The following is a 16663-nucleotide window of genomic DNA, read 5'->3' as shown; positions in this document are numbered from 1 at the left end:
CGGTCGAGGAGGACCTGCGGTGAGCGAGAAGAGCCCGAAGCTGCGCGCCGAGCTGGACGGCATTCCGACATACAAGCCCGGCAAGCCGGCTGCCGCGGGCGGGCCCGTCGCGTACAAGCTGTCGTCGAACGAGAACCCGTACCCGCCGCTGTCCGGGGTGCTGGAGAGCGCGGTCGCGGCGGCCGGGTCCTTCAACCGGTACCCGGACATGGCCTGCACCGGTCTGGTGAACGAGATCGCGGAGCGGTTCGGGGTGCCGGTCGAGCACGTCGCCACCGGCACCGGCTCGGTGGGCGTGGCCCAGTCGCTGATCCAGTCGACGGCCGGCCCGGGCGACGAGGTCATCTACGCCTGGCGCTCCTTCGAGGCGTACCCGATCATCACGCAGATCTCGGGCGCGACCTCCGTGCAGGTCCCGCTCACCGAGGGCGACGTGCACGACCTGGACGCCATGGCCGAGGCGATCACCGACCGGACCCGGCTGATCTTCGTCTGCAACCCGAACAACCCCACCGGCACCGCCGTCCGCCGCGCCGAGCTGGAGCGCTTCCTGGACCGGGTGCCCTCGGACGTCCTGGTGGTGCTGGACGAGGCGTACCGCGAGTTCGTGCGCGACACGGACGTCCCGGACGGCATCGAGATCTACCGCAACCGCCCGAACGTCGCGGTGCTGCGTACGTTCTCCAAGGCGTACGGGCTCGCCGGCCTGCGCGTCGGCTTCGCGGTGGCGCACGAGCCGGTGGCCGCGGCGCTGCGCAAGACGGCGGTGCCCTTCGGCGTCAGCCAGCTCGCCCAGGACGCGGCGGTGGCCTCGCTGCGCGCCGAGGACGAGCTGATGGGGCGCGTCGGGGCGCTGGTGGGCGAGCGTGCGCGGGTCCACGAGACGCTGCTCGCGCAGGGCTGGACCGTGCCGGACACGCAAGCGAACTTCGTGTGGATGCGGCTGGGGGAGCGGACCGCCGAGTTCGCGGCGGCCTGCGAGAAGGCCGGTGTGGTGGTCCGGCCCTTCGCGGGCGAGGGCCTGCGGGTCACGATCGGTGAGACCGAGGCGAACGACCTCTTCCTGCACACGGCGGAGGCCTTCTTCAAGGAGCTGTAGCTCCGGAGCTACGCGAGTTCCACGCGGATGGGGTCGCCGGCGCGGACGGTGGCCAGCAGGCGGGGGTCGCCGTCGAACGAGCCGAGCACGTTGCACGGGCTCGCCAGGCGGCTCTCGCCTCCGCGCGAGATGGGCGTGGGGCCGTAGGGCAGCGCGAGCGCGTCGCCCTCGGTCCAGAACGCGACCGTGCCCGGGTCGACGACCTGCTGGGCGTCGTGCTCCAGGGCCACGGAGACGCCGGTGTCGAAGTAGACCTCCTCGCCCCAGGTGTTGGCACTGGCGGATATGGGGAGCGCTTCGGCCAGGGCCTTGGCGGTCGGAGTTTCGTCCAGGGTCGCTGTGAGCTGGCCGGCGGGCCAGGAGATACGAATCTTCATGGGTCGTATTCAACAATCTGTTGAATTTCTTGGCTAGAGGGACCCCGCCTGAAGGGGTCGAAAACGGGTGCGCCATAATGCTTGTGAATGTGAACGCGTTCACAAGCGTGTCCTGCTTCCTCCCGGTATGGAGGGAACCCGCCAGGCAGACTGCCCGCTGTGACCACGGCGACGACAAGGAGAAGACGACGTGGAACTAGCTTTGGCGCCTGAGACATTGGCGCGCTGGCAGTTCGGCATTACCACCGTCTACCACTTCCTCTTCGTTCCCCTCACGATCTCGCTCGCGGCGCTCACCGCCGGGCTGCAGACCGCGTGGGTGCGGACGGAGAAGGAGAAGTACCTCAGGGCCACCAAGTTCTGGGGAAAGCTTTTCTTGATCAATATCGCGATGGGCGTCGTCACCGGCATCGTCCAGGAGTTCCAGTTCGGCATGAACTGGTCCGACTACTCGCGCTTCGTCGGTGACATCTTCGGAGCCCCGCTGGCCTTCGAAGCGCTGATCGCCTTCTTCTTCGAGTCGACCTTCATCGGTCTGTGGATCTTCGGCTGGGACAAGCTCCCGAAGAAGATCCACCTGGCCTGCATCTGGATGGTCTCCCTCGGAACCGTCCTGTCGGCCTACTTCATCCTCGCGGCCAACTCCTGGATGCAGCACCCGGTCGGCTACCGCATCAACGAGGAGCGGGGCCGGGCCGAGCTCACCGACTTCTGGCATGTGCTCACCCAGAACACCGCCCTCACCCAGTTCTTCCACACCATCACGGCCGCCTTCCTGGTCGGCGGCGCCTTCATGGTCGGCATCGCCGCCTTCCACCTGGCGCGCAAGAAGCACATCCCGGTGATGCGCAGCTCGCTGCGGCTCGGCCTGGTCGTCATGATCATCGCGGGACTCGGCACCGCCATCAGCGGTGACCTGCTCGGCAAGGTGATGTTCAAGCAGCAGCCCATGAAGATGGCCGCGGCCGAGGCGCTCTGGGACGGCGAGGCGCCGGCCCCGTTCTCCGTCTTCGCCTACGGCGACGTCGAGAAGGGCCACAACAAGGTCGCCATAGAGATCCCGGGACTGCTGTCCTTCCTGGCCAACGACGACTTCACCTCGTTCGTCCCGGGCATCAACGACGTCAACAAGGCCGAGCAGGAGAAGTTCGGCCCCGGCGACTACCGGCCCAACATCCCGGTCGCCTACTGGGGCTTCCGCTGGATGATCGGCTTCGGCATGGCCTCCCTCGGCGTCGGCGTGCTGGGGCTGTGGCTGACCCGCAAGAAGTTCATGCTGCCGCCGGGGCTGCGCACCTCGGAGGACGAGGTGCCGAACCTGGTCCTCTTCAAGAAGGCGCTGAGCCCCAAGTTCGGCCAGCTGTACTGGGTCGTCGCCCTGTGGACCATGGGCTTCCCGCTCATCGCCAACTCCTGGGGCTGGATCTTCACCGAGATGGGCCGCCAGCCCTGGGTGGTCTACGGAGTCCTGCGCACCCGGGACGCGGTCTCGCCGAACGTCTCCCAGGGCGAGGTCCTCACCTCGATGATCGGCTTCACGCTGCTCTACGCCGTGCTCGCCGTGATCGAGGTCAAGCTCCTCGTCAAGTACGTCAAGGCCGGTCCGCCCGAGCTCACCGAGGCCGACCTCAACCCGCCCACCAAGATCGGCGGGGACGACAAGAACCCCGACCGGCCGATGGCCTTCTCGTACTGAGGCTGAGGAGACCACACCATGCAACTTCACGACGTCTGGTTCGTACTCATCGCCGTCCTGTGGACCGGCTACTTCTTCCTGGAGGGCTTCGACTTCGGAGTCGGCGTACTGACCAAGCTGCTCGCCCGCGACCGCACCGAGAAGCGGGTCCTGATCAACACGATCGGGCCCGTGTGGGACGGCAACGAGGTCTGGCTGCTCACCGCGGGCGGGGCGACCTTCGCCGCGTTCCCCGACTGGTACGCCACCCTCTTCTCCGGCTTCTACCTGCCGCTGCTCCTCATCCTGGTCTGCCTGATCATCCGCGGTGTCGCCTTCGAGTACCGGCACAAGCGGGACGAGGAGGCGTGGCAGACCAACTGGGAACACGCGATCTTCTGGACCTCGCTGATCCCGGCGTTCCTCTGGGGCGTGGCCTTCGCCAACATCGTGCGCGGTGTGAAGATCGACCAGAACAAGGAGTACGTCGGCACCTTCCTCGACCTGCTCAACGTCTACTCGATCCTCGGCGGCCTGGTCACCCTCACCCTGTTCACCTTCCACGGCGCGGTGTTCACCTCGCTCAAGACGGTCGGTGACATCCGGGACCGCTCGCGCAAGCTCGCGACCCGGCTGGGCGTGGCCACCGCCGTACTGGCCCTGCTCTTCCTGACCTGGACCCAGTTCACGCGCGGCGACGCCAAGAGCCTGGTCGCGATGGCCATCGCGGTGATCGCGCTGGTCGGGGCCCTCGGATGCATCCGGGCGGGCCGCGAGGGCTGGTCGTTCGCACTGTCCGGGGTCACCATCGCGGCAGCCGTCGCGATGCTCTTCCTGACGCTCTTCCCGAACGTCATGCCGTCCTCGCTGGACGACGCGTGGAGCCTCACGGTCACCAATGCCTCGTCCAGCCCGTACACCCTGAAGATCATGACCTGGTGCGCGGGAGTGGCCACTCCGCTCGTCCTGCTCTACCAGGGCTGGACGTACTGGGTGTTCCGCAAGCGCATCGGCACGCAGCACATCGTCGACGCGCACTGACGCCTCACCGTTCGGCTGGACCCTGCCCTGGGGGATGTTTCACGTGAAACCGATCGACCCGCGCCTGCTGCGGTACGCCCGCTCCACCCGCCTCTTCCTGGGGGCGGTGGTGGCCCTGGGTCTTGCCGGGGCGGGGCTGGTCGTCGGTCAGGCGATGCTGATCGCCGAGATCGTGGTCGGCGCCTTCGAGGAGGGTCTGGACGGCGAAGCGCTCCGGACGCCACTGCTGCTGCTCGCGGCAGTGGCGCTGGGGCGCGGCCTGCTGGCCTGGCTGACGGAACTGGCCGCGCACCGGGCCGGTGCGGTGGTCAAGTCGGAACTGCGCCGCCGGCTGCTGGAGCGGGCCGCGGACCTCGGGCCCGGTTGGCTGACCGGGCAGCGCACGGGGTCGCTCGTGGCACTGGCCACCCGGGGGGTGGACGCGCTCGACGACTACTTCTCCCGCTACCTGCCCCAGCTGGGCCTCGCGGTGGTCGTGCCCGTGGCGGTGCTCGCCCGGATCGTCACCGAGGACTGGGTCTCGGCGGCCATCATCGTGGTCACCCTGCCCCTGATCCCCCTGTTCATGGTTCTGATCGGCATGGCCACCCAGTCCCGGATGGAACGCCAGTGGCGGCTGCTGTCCCGGCTGTCGGGGCATTTCCTGGACGTGGTGGCCGGACTGCCGACACTGAAGGTCTTCGGGCGGGCCAAGGCGCAGGCCGAGTCCATCCGGAAGATCACCGACGACTACCGGCGCGCGACGATGCGGACCCTGCGCATCGCCTTCCTCTCCTCCTTCGCGCTGGAACTGCTGGCGACCCTGTCGGTGGCGCTGGTGGCGGTGACCATCGGGATGCGGCTGGTCCACGGGGGCCTGGACCTCTACACGGGGCTGGTCATCCTGATCCTGGCGCCCGAGGCCTATCTGCCGCTGCGGCAGGTGGGCGCGCAGTACCACGCGGCTGCCGAGGGGCTGGCGGCAGCGGAGGAGATCTTCGAGGTTTTGGAGACCCCTGTCGGGGATGCGGCGGCCGGGGCCGGACTGCCCGCCGGCGCTCCCCTGCGGATCGAGATCGAGGGGGTCGCCGTACGGTACGAAGGCCGGGGCGAGGACTCGCCCGGGCCCGTCTCGCTGACCGTCGAGCCGGGGGAGTGCGTGGCCCTCACCGGCCCGAGCGGGGCGGGGAAGTCCACCCTGCTCCAGGTGCTGCTGGGATTCGTGGCGCCGACCGCCGGCCGGGTAAGGGTCGCGGGTGTGGATCTGGCCGAGCTGTCCCCGGCGCAGTGGCGGGAGCGGATCGCGTGGGTGCCGCAGCGGCCCCACCTCTTCGCCGGGACCATCGCCGAGAACGTACGGCTGGCCCGGCCGGAGGCCTCCGAGACGGAGGTGGCCGAGGCGCTGCGGGACGCGGGGGCCCGGGAGTTCGTCTCGGCCCTGCCGCGCGGGGTGGAGACCCTGCTGGGTGAGGGCGGCGCGGGACTGTCCGCCGGGCAGCGACAGCGGCTGGCCCTGGCGCGGGCCTTCCTGGCCGACCGGCCCGTCCTGCTGCTGGACGAGCCGACGGCGGCGCTGGACGGGGAGACCGAGGCGGCCGTGGTCGATGCCGTACGGCGCCTGGCGGTGGGTCGCACCGTGCTGCTGGTCGTGCACCGCCCGGCCCTCCTGGCCATCGCCGACCGGGTGGTGGAGGTGCGCCCCGCGGGGCTCTCCCCCGACCTGCCCCGCCCCGAGTCTGCGGGGCTTCGGCCCAAGGACGCCCACCGGGGCCCGGCCCCGGACTTCGACGGGGTGGCGGGCGCGGAGCGGGCGGCGGAAGGGGATCCGGGGACGGCACAGCCCGCGGCCTCGTGGAAGGGAGTCTCGGGGGAACACCCCCTCGCTCGGGTGCGGGCCGCCGCCAAGGCCTGGCAAGGGCGGTTCAGGCTCGGGCTGTTCCTCGGGGCCCTCGCCGTCGGGTGCAGCGTCGGGCTGATGGCCGTGTCCGGCTGGCTGATCTCGCGGGCTTCCGAACAGCCGCCCGTGCTCTACCTGATGGTGGCCGTCACCGCCACCCGTGCCTTCGGCATGGGGCGGGCCGTCTTCCGCTACGCCGAGCGGCTCGTGTCCCACGACGCCGTGCTGCGGATGCTCGCCGATCTGCGGGTCTCCGTGTACCGGCGGCTGGAGCGCATCGCCCCCGCCGGGCTGCGCGAGCACCGGCGCGGGGATCTGCTGGCCCGGCTGGTGGCCGACGCCGACGCGCTGCAGGACTACTGGCTGCGCTGGCTGCTGCCCGTCGGCACCGCGGTGCTGGTCGGCACCGGCTCGGTCGCCTTCACCACCTGGCTGCTGCCCGAGGCCGGAGCCGCGCTCGCCGTCGGGCTGCTCGCCGCCGGCGTCGGGGTGCCGCTCGTCAGCGGGGCGTGCGCGCGGCGTGCCGAGCGCCGGCTCGCCCCCGCCCGGGGCGAGCTCGCCACCCGGGTGGCCGATCTCCTCACCGGTACCGCCGAGCTGACCGTCGCCGGCGCCCTGGAGGACCGCAAGCGGCGCACACGGGAGAGCGACGGCCTGCTGACGGCCATCACCGCGCGGGGCGCGGCCGCCAACGGCCTGGGCAGCGGACTGTCCGCTCTGGTGTGCGGGCTGACCGTCGTGGCGTCCGCTGCCGCCGCCGCCCATGCGGTCCAGGACGGACGGCTGTCCGGGGTGGCCATGGCGGTTGCCGTGCTGACCCCGCTCGCCGCCTTCGAGGCGGTCAACGGCCTGCCGCTCGCCGTCCAGTACCGCCAACGGGTGCGCCGCAGCGCCGAGCGGGTCTACGAGGTCATCGACGCGCCCGTTCCGGTCGTCGAACCGGAGCGGCCCGGCGCGGCCCCCGCCTCGCCCTTCCCGCTGCGGCTGACGGGGCTCACCGCCCGGCACCCCGGTCAGGAGCGCGACGCGCTGCGCGACCTGGACCTCACCCTGGAAGCCGGCCGGCGCATCGCCGTCGTCGGCCCCTCGGGCTCCGGCAAGACCACCCTGGCCCAGGTCCTGCTCCGGTTCCTGGACCTGCGCGAAGGCGCGTACACCCTGGCCGGGACCGACGCCCGCACGCTCGACGGAGACCACGTACGCGCGCTCGTGGGCCTGTGCGCCCAGGACGCCCACCTCTTCGACAGCTCGGTACGGGAGAACCTGCGGCTGGCCCGGACCGGGGCGAGCGAGGAGGAACTGCGGGAGGCGCTGGCCGCGGCCCGGCTGCTGGAATGGGCCGACGGGCTTCCGGACGGGCTGGACACGCTGGTCGGCGAGCACGGCGAGCGGATCTCGGGCGGCCAGCGACAGCGGCTCGCCCTGGCCCGCGCCCTGCTGGCGGACTTCCCCGTGCTGGTCCTGGACGAGCCGGCCGAGCACCTGGACCTCGCCACGGCGGACGCGCTGACGGCGGACCTGCTGGCCGCGACCGAGGGCCGTACCACCGTGCTGATCACGCACCGGCTGGCCGGGCTGGAGGCGGTCGACGAGGTGCTGGTGCTGGACCGCGGCGAGGTCGTGCAGCGGGGCCCGTACGCGGAGCTGGCGTCCGTCGAAGGACCCCTGCTCCGGCTGCTGGAGCGGGAGAGGGAAGCGGACGGATTCGGCCGACTTCCTGAAGCCGCGACTTCCCCTACTCGCAACTTTCCCTACACGCAACTTTCCCTACTAAACGGGACTAACTAGTCTCAAGAGCATGTCAGTGCAGGAGTCGCAGGAATCGCCGGATCCGTCATCGGGAACACCGGACCCACTGGAGGCGGCCACCCAGGCCACCAGGAGTCTGCAAGGCCTGTCCACCGAGCTCACGGCCCGGGTACCGCAACTGCTGGAAGCCATGAGGTCGGTCGGGACGGGCCTTGAGCTGCATTCCACGCTCGACCGCATCTGCGAGACCGCCGCCGAGCTGGCGGACGCCCGCTACGCGGCGATCGGCGTCGTCGACACGGAGGGCCGCGGGCTCTCGGACTTCGTCACCTACGGGATCAGTGCCGAGCTGGCCCGCGAGATCGGGCACCGTCCGGACGGCAAGCGGGGCCTGCTCGGAGCATTGATCTCGCACCCCGACACCGTGCAGCTCGCCGATCTGACGAAGGATCCGCGCTCGGCCGGATTCCCGCCGCACCACCCGCCCATGAAGACCTTCCTCGGTGTCCCCATCCGGGTGCAGGGGGAGATCTTCGGCAATCTGTACCTCGCCGAGAAGCACGGCGGCGGCGAGTTCAACGACTACGACCTGCACATGGTCCGGGTACTGGCCACCGAGGCGGGCATCGCCATCGGCAACGCCCGCCTGTACGAGGCGGCCACCCAGCGCGAGCGCTGGATCGACGGCTCGGTGGCCGTCACCACCGCCCTGCTGTCCGGCGGGGACGCGGACGACGCCCTGGCGGTGGTGGCCGAACAGGCCCGCCACCTGGCCGACTCCGCCGCCGGGATCGTGATGCTCCCGGCCGAGGAGGGCGGGATGGAGATCGTCGCGGTCTCCGCCGAGAGCGTGGCGACCTCCCTCGGAGTGGTGATCCCCGCCGAGAGTCCGGTCGTGGACCGGCTGCTCCAGGGAGAGCCGGTCTTCGTGGACGACGCCGCCACCGACCCCCGCATGATCAGCAAGCTCACCAGCCAGTACGGGCCCTGCATGATGCTGCCGCTGCACAGCGGCGGGCGGGTCCTGGGCGCCCTGGTCACCCCACGGGCCCGCGGCAAGCGCCCGTTCAGCGAGGCCGAGCGGACCCTGGCCACGCAGTTCGCCTCCCAGGCGGCGCTCGCGCTGATGATGGCCGAGGCACAGCGCGACCGGGAGCGGCTCGCCGTGTTCGAGGACCGCGACCGCATCGCCCGCGACCTGCACGACCTGGTCATCCAACGGCTGTTCGCCACCGGGATGATGCTGGAGGGCGCGCAGCGCCGGTCCGTCGTCCCCGAGGTCCGCGACGGGGTCGGCAAGGCCGTGGACGAGCTGGACGTGACGATCCAGGAGATCCGCACCGCGATCTTCGCCCTCCAGCAGGGCCCGGCGGAGGCCCCGTCGGGGCTGCGCACCCGGGTGCTGCGGGAGATCAACATGGCCGCCGTGCCGCTGGGCTTCAAGCCCGCGCACCGCTTCCTCGGCCCGATCGACGCGGTCGTCGGCGAACTGGTGGGCAAGAACCTGATCGCCGCGCTGCGCGAGGCCCTGTCCAACGCGTTCCGGCACGCCGACGCGGCCCGGATCGAGGTGGTCGTGGACTCCACCGTCACGCTGACGGACGGGCGCCCCGGGGTCCGGCTGGAGGTCGCCGACGACGGGGTGGGCATCCCCGAGGGCGGACGGCGCAGCGGGCTGCGGAACCTTCGTCGGCGGGCCGAGGCCCTGGGCGGCTCCAGCTCCTACGGCCCGGGCATCGGCGAGGACGGCGGCGGGACCACCCTGGTGTGGGAGGCCCCGCTTTAGGAGGCCCGCTCTGGGAGGCCCGCTCTGGGAGGCGTCGCGCCGGTAGGGCGGCGGTCGCTTCCACCCGTTTCCCGGAGGTCCCCTAGGACTGCTGCCGGGCGATGCGGTCGGCCACGATGCGCTCGATGACGACGGCGACCCCGTCCTCGTTGTTGGCGGTCGTACGGCCGGACGCGGCCGCGATCACATCCGGGTGGGCGTTGCCCATCGCGTAGGACGTGCCCGCCCAGCTGAGCATCTCCACGTCGTTCGGCATGTCCCCGAAGGCGACGACCTCGGCCGGGGAGATGCCCCGCTCGGCGCAGCACAGCGCCAGGGTGCTCGCCTTGGAGACGCCCGGCCCGCTGATCTCCAGCAGGGCGGTCGGGCTGGAGCGGGTGATCGAGGCGTGTGCACCGGCAGCGGACCGTGCCAGGGCCAGGAACTCGTCCGGGGCCAGCTCGGCGTGGTGCGCGAGCAGCTTGAGCACGGGCGCGGCGCTCTCGTCCGTGTCCTCCGCCAGCAGCTTCTCGGCGGTGGCGACATTGGCGCCCGGGTCCTGGAAGAACGGCGGGTACGTCGGCTCGTAGTTGATGCCGGTGGTCAGCTCGACCGCGAAGGACGTGCCGGGTGCCGCGGTCCGCAGGGCATCGACGACGGCCAGGGCTGCCTCCCGCGGAAGGGCTCTGACCTGCACGAACTCCCGCCCGGCGTGCAGGTCGACGACCGCGGCGCCGTTCGCGCAGATCGCCAGGCCGTGGCCGTGGACGTGGTCGCTGACCACGTCCATCCAGCGGGCCGGGCGGCCGGTGACGAAGAAGACCTCGATCCCGGCCTCCTCGGCGGCGGCGAGCGCGGCGACGGTGCGCAGCGAGACGGATTTGTCGTCGCGCAGCAGGGTCCCGTCGAGGTCGGTGGCGATGAGTCGGGGCGCGGGGGTTGGCCCGTCCGGGCACTGGGGAGCCGAGGTCACGGCTCCATCTTCGCCCATCGCCCCCTGGTGGCCGGACCACGGCCGGTGGCGATGTTTCACGTGAAACATCGCCCGACCCCCGTACGCTCGAAGACATGAGTCTGCGTTTGAGCACGGTGATCCTTCCGGTACGTCGATGGCACGAGGGAGGTCGCGACCAGTGGCTGCGGGCCGAGCTGCTCGGCTTCCACACGGCCTACACCTACGACCACCTGTCCTGGCGGACCTTCCGCGACGGGCCCTGGTTCGGTGCGCTGCCCACCCTGACGGCGGCGGCCGCGGCCACCGAGCGGCTGCGTCTGGGGACGCTCGTCACGTCCCCGAACTTCCGCCATCCGGTGACGCTCGCCAAGGAGCTCATCACCCTGGACGACATCTCGGGCGGGCGCTTCACCCTCGGCATCGGCGCGGGTGGCAACGGCTTCGACGCGACCGCGCTGGGCCAGGAGGCCTGGACCCCGAGGGAGCGGGCGGACCGCTTCGCCGAGTTCGTGCCGCTGCTGGGCGAGCTGCTGACCGAGGGCGCGGTGAGCCGCCGCGGCACCTTCTACTCCGCCGAGGAGGCCCGCAACATCCCCGGCTGTGTGCAGCGTCCGCGACTGCCCTTCGCGGTCGCCGCGAACGGGCCGCGCGGCCTGAAGCTCGCCGCGCAGCACGGCCAGGCCTGGGTGACCACGGGTGACCCGAAGCTGTTCGAGGAGGGCACGCCCGAGCAGTCGCTCGAAGCCATGCGCGGGCAGCTCGGCCGGCTGGAGGCGGCCTGTGCGGAGATCGGCCGGGACTCCGGGCCGATGGAGAAGATCCTGCTGACGGGCTTCACGCCCGAGCGCAGCACCATGCTGGAGTCCGTGGACGCGTTCGTCGACTTCGCGGGCCGCCACCGCCAGCTCGGCTTCACCGAACTCGTGATCCACGCTCCGATCCCGGACTCCGACTTCGCCGCGGACGAGTCGGTCTTCGAGAAGATCGCCACCGAGGCCCTGGCCCAGTTGGACGACTGATCCGCGCCCTCCGCCGCCGCTCCCACGGAGGAGCGGCGGCGGCAGGCGGCGGGTTCAGGCCGTCAGCTGCTTGATCAGACGCTCGGCGGACGGCAGCAGCCAGTCGGGCACGGCGTCCTCGGGCAGGTCCCGGACCTCCTCGACCAGTGCGGAGATCCGTGCGGCGCCGGCCTCCCCGCGGCCCCGCTCCTGTTCCGTCCAGGCGGCGTTGTTCAGGCACTGGAACCGGTCCTGGAGATGGCCGGGGCCGAGTTCCGCATAGGTTGCGGCGGCCCGGTCCCAGAGTTCGATCTCCTCCAGCCGCAGCGCGTCGATCTCCGCCTCGCCCAGCCGCTCCGCCGTCGGGGCCGCGCCGTCCTCGCCGCCGTTCCCGTTCCCGTTGTCGTCCTCGTCGTCGTACTCGTCGTCGTGCTCCTCCTGCGTGCCGACGCGCCGGTCGAGCACCTGCGCCTGCTGGTGCCAGGTCTGGGCGAGCTCGGAGCGCAGCTCGACGGAGCCGGGCTGCGCTGCCAGGGCGGCCTCCAGGACCCCGGCAGCCTCGTCCATCAGGGCCCGGGCCCGGGCCACGGCGGCGTCATCGATCCCTTCGCGCAGCCGCAGCCAGGCCAGGGAGCGCAGGATGCGCACCTCGGCGATCGGGGCCTCCCCCGTCAGGCGGTGCAGCTCCAGAGCCCTCTCGTAGGCGGCGACCGCCTCGACGGCCAGCCCGGCGTCGGACAGGGTGTCGGCCGCCGACTGCGCGAGGCTCGCCTGCGCCCGCGGATCCTCCCAGTCCTTGGCCGTCTCCGCCGCCAGCAGGTACTGCTCGGCCGCCTGGCGCGGCTCGTTCAGCCGGCGCAGCAGATCGCCCAGGAACTCCCGTACGAACACGGCCTGCCGGTCGCCGTGCTCCAGCAGGTCGGGCAACGCCGACTGCAGCACCTCGGCCGCCTCGGCCGCAAGGTCGTCCTGCACATAGGCCCGGGCCAGCACCAGCCGGGCCTGCGCCCCGCCGTCCGCGGTGAGACCGGCCAGGTCGAACCAGTGGGCTCCCTCCATCGCGTGCCCGGCCGCCTCCGCGCCCGCGTCACCCCGCCGCAGCAGGATGTCGGCGAGGGTCAGCCGTACGACGCCCTGCGTCTCGGAGTCGGTCACCTCGACGGCGTGCTCCAGCGCGGAGCGCGCGGCCTGCTCCGCCTCCCCGGGCCGGTCCAGGGCCATCAGCACCCCGGCCCGCAGCACCAGCGGATCCACCGCCTGCCAGGGCCGCCCCGCCGCGACCGCTCGTACGGCGGCCTCATCCAGCAGCGCCACGGCCCGGTCCTGGTCGCCCTGGGACAGCGACACCCGACCCAGCATCTCCTCGGCCTCCGCCGCCAGATCCGGCACCGTCCGCGCGTAGGCGGCGACGAAGGCGGTCAACTCGGCGGCCAGCTCACCGTGGCCGTGCGCCTGGGCGTGATCCTCGGCGTGGTCGTGCCCGTGGTCGTGCCCGTGGTCGTGCCCGTGGTGGTGCCCGTGGTCGTCGCCGGTCGCTTCGACCGAGCGCAGGTACGACTCCACCCGGATCGCCGACAGTTCCGCGAGCGCGATCCGCCGGGTCCGCAGCGGTTCGGCGGCGTCGAGTCCCTCGGCTGCCCGCACGGCCACCCCCAGCAGCCTCCTGATCTCGGCGGGCGCTGACCCGGACTGGGCGGCCAGGGTCGCCAGCCGCAGCTCCGCGAGCGCCGCACGCTGCGCCTGTCCGAGCGCCCGGTAGCCGTCCCGTACCGACGTCAGCAGCTCGGACGCCTCTTCGGCCCCGCGCCGTGCGGCGGCCAGGGCCCGGTGGTCCGCGAGGTCGGCCGCGACCAGCGGATCGGGCTCCGGCCGGGCGTCCACCCGTACGGCGACCTCGGCCCACAGCGCGTCCGCGCCCGGATGCCCCTGGTCGCGCGCCTGCCGGGCCCGCTCCACCAGCTCGGCGAACCCGGTGGACCCGGCCGGCGCCGGCACCGGCGCGGGGACGGCGGGGGCCGTCGCGGCGAGCGCCGCACTGCGCACCCCGAGCGGCAGGCGGTCGAGCAGCGGCTCGCGCCCGATCCGCGCCAGGAACCGCTCCGAGACCCGGGTGGTCCCGTTGCGCGCGTCGAACTGCCGGGCGATGTCGAGCGCGCCCGCGTACAGCACCTCGTACAGCTCGGAGACGGTGCGCGGCGTGCCCTCGTAGGGGACGGCCGGGCTCCCGCCGTGCCCCAGCTCCGTCAACCGGCGCAGCAGGACGAGGACGCCGCCGTGGAAGGCCAGCTGGTCGTCGACGTTGGCGAGCGGGCTCACGTGGGCGGCGTGCTCGGCCAGGATCTCCAGCCCCCGTGACTCGTTGCCGGTGAGCGCGCAGAATTCGATGTGCTTGCCGATCGACGGCAGCAGGCTCTCGTTGCCGCGGGCCATGCGGTAGCCGCGCAGGTGGTGCGAACGGGCCTCGTCGGCCCGGCCGAGGCGCAGCAGCGGCAGCAGGGAAGTGGCCAGCACCCGGTGCGGTTCCTCGGCGCAGGTCCGCTCGCCCGCCAGCACCGACGTCCAGATCTTCAGGGCGCGGGCGTCGTCTCCGCGCAGGACGGCGTACTGGCCCTGACTGTTGAGCTCACAGGCGCGGCAGTCGCTCATGTCGTCGCGCTCGGCCGCCAGCCAGCGCTTGAAGGCCCGATCGGCCCGCTCGTCGTCGCCCATCGCCTCGGCGAGCCACAGCTCGGCCTCGCGTACGGGGCGTTCGCTGTAGCCCGCGAGCCGGTAGCGGCGCTCCATCTCGTCCAGCCAGCCGGTGGCCGACTCCAGCGGAATGCCGGGGGAGTCGGAGATGGCCGTGGTCACCCATTTGAACTGCCAGAACAGTGAGTGCGCGTCCCCTTCGGAAAAGGCGCCGGGGTCCTTGTCGTACTCCTGGAGCAGCCGGGCGAAGGGCACGAGCAGCTTCGACGACTCCGAGCTGAAGAGGTAGGCGCCGACCAGATTGTCCAGTGCCTCGCGGAACAGGGCCCGGTCGCCGCTCGCCTCGGCGGCGCCGACGAGGGCCTCGGCGTGCGCGTTGCGCGCGGCGCCGTTCGGCGCCTCGCGGTTCTCCGCCAGCCCGAGCTCGATCTCCTGGCGCGTCAGCATCGTCACTTCCGGTCCTCCTGGGCCTCGGTGGGGTGGGTGGCCCATTCCAGGAGCCCGAGGAAGGCCCGGTTGAGCAGGGTGGAGTCGGCGGGGCGCAGCGGCCGCTGGGACATCAGCAGGGCCTGCCCGTACAGCGATTCGACGGCGGTGCCGGTCAGCGCCTCGTCGGGGAGCGTGGCGATCCGGCGGATCAGCGGGTTGTTGTGGTTGAGGACCAGGCGGGCGCGCGGCGCGGAGCCGCGCAGCGCGCCGAGGATGCCGCTCCACAGGGAGTCGGCGCTCTCCAGGGCGGCGGTCCGGTCCCGTTCCTGCCGGGCCTGGCGGTCGTCGAGGTAGAGCGCGGGGACGGCGACGGGCTGGAAGGCGCGCAGCACCACGTCGCAGCCCTGGGCTTCCAGGCGGGTGCGCGCGGTGGCCAGGAACGGGGCGAGTTCCAGTTCCGCGGCGGTGGGCACCGGGTCGAGCCGCTCGGTGACGGCTCCGGCGTCGAGCTCGGTGACCTTCAGGTCGGGCCGTACGGAGGGCAGCAGGGCCAGCAGGTCCGCGTCGTAGGTGTAGCCGGCGTTGATGACGCCGAGACCGTGCGCGGCGGCGATCGGCGCTATCTGGCGGAACTCCTCGACCGTGCGCGTGAAGTGGACGTCGGTGTGGGCGGCCGTGAACTCCTCCAGGCTCATCGGGCCGTCGCTGGTCTCGAAGGGCAGCCACGGCAGCATCAGTCCGAGCAGCTCGGGGTCGTGCCGGGCCATGGACTTCACGCCGAGGTGGTGGACGCGCAGGAAGGCGGCCAGCCGCTCCGGCTCGCTCGCCGCGAGCTCGGCGAGCCAGCTGCGGACGCGGGCGCCGAGGGCCTCCCGGACGGCGGACAGGGTCTCGTCGTCGTAGAGGTTCTCGCGGGAGGCGGTGGGCCGCAGCGTGTCCGTGTCGAGGACGACGCGGACGAAGAACGCCCAGTCCGGCAGCAGGTTGTCGGCCCGGTCGGTCAGCAGCATCCCCTTGAGGTGGACGCGGTGTCCGGCCCGGTGCGCGGGGCTGGTCGGCTCGGGGAGGACGTACGCGACTCCGCGCACGCCGGCGACCGGCAGGTCGAGGTCGATGCTGTCGAGCGGGGTGAAGCCGAAGAGCCGGGAGCAGTGCCCGGCGAGGGCGGCGCGGCGGGCGGTGGGCGTCGGGAAGGGCCGGTCCCATACGGCGGGCCGGTCGGTGACGGGGCGCGGCTCGCCGCCCTCGCCGTCGTCGAAGGTGATGTCGTAGGGCAGCAGGGAGCCGTAGTCGCGGGCCAGCTCCTCGACCTTGGCCGGGACGGTCCATTCGGCGGCGCCGGGGCGGGCTTCGAGGACGACGGTGGTGCCGGGCTCCGGGCGTGCCTCGTGGGGCAGTTCGCGAACGGTGTACGAGCCGTCGTCCGAGGCCAGCCATTCGACGGGCGCGGCCCGGGGGTCGCGGGCGGAGCGGGTGACCACGCGGATCTGGCGGGCCACGACGAAGCACGCGAGCAGGCCGATGCCGAACTGGCCGAGGAACTCCCGGCGGGTGGCCTCCAGGCTGTGCTGGTCGCCGCGCTTGGAGCTGCGGCCGATGGTGGCGAGGAGCGAGTGGGCCTCGTCGGCGGTCAAGCCGATGCCGCTGTCCTCGATGGTCACCCGGCCGTCGGTGGCGGACAGCCGGATGTGGATCTCCGCATCCGGGTCGAGGTTCTGGCGGGCGGTGACGGCGTCCACCGCGTTCTGCAGGAGCTCGCGGACGTAGACGCGCGGGCTGGAGTAGAGGTGGTGGGAGAGCAGGTCGACCAGGCCGCGCAGATCTACCTGGAAGCTGTGGGGTGTGGACGTCATGGGGCGTCACCTCGCGTGCGTACGGGGATGGTTCGGCGATCGCGAGGTCCCCCCCCCTCACAGATCCCGGAGTGGGAACAGATTAGGGGGATGGTCCGACAATCCCTGAGCGAATTCCCGTGCCCGGAGACGTTCCCGGAGACGTGCCCTGAGGCGTG

10 protein-coding genes are annotated in these 16663 nt (G+C 72.1%); 6 read left to right on the top strand and 4 right to left on the bottom strand.

Going from position 1 to position 16663, the window contains the following annotated elements; all coding sequences use genetic code 11:
• Nucleotides 1–19 precede the first annotated feature (19 nt).
• The gene (gene hisC / locus ACFWBN_RS00870; protein ID WP_385168409.1) at nucleotides 20–1099 is read left to right on the top strand and encodes a histidinol-phosphate transaminase; all 1080 of its coding nucleotides are present in this window, start codon (nucleotides 20–22) and stop codon (nucleotides 1097–1099) included.
• An 8-nt stretch (nucleotides 1100–1107) separates the two neighbouring features.
• Here hisC and ACFWBN_RS00865 read toward each other — a convergent pair whose 3' ends face one another.
• Nucleotides 1108–1476 (bottom strand): cyclophilin-like fold protein, encoded by a 369-nt coding sequence (locus ACFWBN_RS00865; protein WP_385168406.1) that lies wholly within the window; start codon nucleotides 1474–1476, stop codon nucleotides 1108–1110.
• Between the two features lie 190 nt (nucleotides 1477–1666).
• On the opposite strand from ACFWBN_RS00865, the gene ACFWBN_RS00860 reads away from it, so the two are divergent.
• Genes ACFWBN_RS00860 through ACFWBN_RS00845 form a run of 4 tightly spaced genes read left to right on the top strand, consistent with a single transcriptional unit; the run spans nucleotide 1667 to nucleotide 9603 of the window.
• Entirely contained in the window at nucleotides 1667–3172 is a 1506-nt protein-coding gene (locus ACFWBN_RS00860; protein ID WP_385168403.1) for a cytochrome ubiquinol oxidase subunit I, read from the top strand.
• Nucleotides 3173–3190: 18 nt separating this feature from the next.
• Entirely contained in the window at nucleotides 3191–4192 is a 1002-nt protein-coding gene (gene cydB, locus ACFWBN_RS00855) for a cytochrome d ubiquinol oxidase subunit II (RefSeq protein ID WP_385168400.1), read from the top strand.
• Between the two features lie 43 nt (nucleotides 4193–4235).
• A complete protein-coding gene (gene cydD, locus ACFWBN_RS00850) occupies nucleotides 4236–7856 on the top strand; it encodes a thiol reductant ABC exporter subunit CydD (RefSeq protein ID WP_385168397.1) in 3621 nt (1206 codons plus the stop codon).
• A 10-nt stretch (nucleotides 7857–7866) separates the two neighbouring features.
• Nucleotides 7867–9603, top strand: coding sequence for a GAF domain-containing sensor histidine kinase (locus ACFWBN_RS00845; protein WP_385168393.1), 1737 nt, complete (start codon nucleotides 7867–7869; stop codon nucleotides 9601–9603).
• A gap of 82 nt (nucleotides 9604–9685) precedes the next feature.
• Here the strand turns inward: ACFWBN_RS00845 and ACFWBN_RS00840 are convergent, their stop codons facing one another.
• Nucleotides 9686–10573 (bottom strand): Cof-type HAD-IIB family hydrolase, encoded by an 888-nt coding sequence (locus ACFWBN_RS00840; protein ID WP_385168389.1) that lies wholly within the window; start codon nucleotides 10571–10573, stop codon nucleotides 9686–9688.
• A gap of 77 nt (nucleotides 10574–10650) precedes the next feature.
• Between ACFWBN_RS00840 and ACFWBN_RS00835 the strand changes: the two genes are divergently transcribed.
• Nucleotides 10651–11556, top strand: coding sequence for an LLM class flavin-dependent oxidoreductase (locus tag ACFWBN_RS00835; protein ID WP_385168387.1), 906 nt, complete (start codon nucleotides 10651–10653; stop codon nucleotides 11554–11556).
• A gap of 54 nt (nucleotides 11557–11610) precedes the next feature.
• On the opposite strand, the gene ACFWBN_RS00830 is transcribed toward ACFWBN_RS00835, so the two are convergent.
• Together ACFWBN_RS00830 and ACFWBN_RS00825 are read right to left on the bottom strand one after the other, a co-directional pair.
• Complete coding sequence (locus ACFWBN_RS00830; RefSeq protein ID WP_385168384.1) at nucleotides 11611–14676, bottom strand: tetratricopeptide repeat protein; 3066 nt, start codon at nucleotides 14674–14676, stop codon at nucleotides 11611–11613.
• Nucleotides 14673–16505, bottom strand: a complete 1833-nt coding sequence (locus ACFWBN_RS00825) for an HSP90 family protein (RefSeq protein ID WP_385168381.1) — start codon at nucleotides 16503–16505, stop codon at nucleotides 14673–14675. Before ACFWBN_RS00825 ends, ACFWBN_RS00830 begins: the two co-directional genes overlap by 4 nt.
• Between the last annotated feature and the right edge of the window lie 158 nt (nucleotides 16506–16663).

It is taken from the genome of Streptomyces sp. NPDC059989 (assembly GCF_042736975.1).
GTDB lineage: Bacteria > Actinomycetota > Actinomycetes > Streptomycetales > Streptomycetaceae > Streptomyces.
Note: the sequence above shows the minus strand (reverse complement) of the source record. Positions and strands in the feature narration are given on the sequence as shown.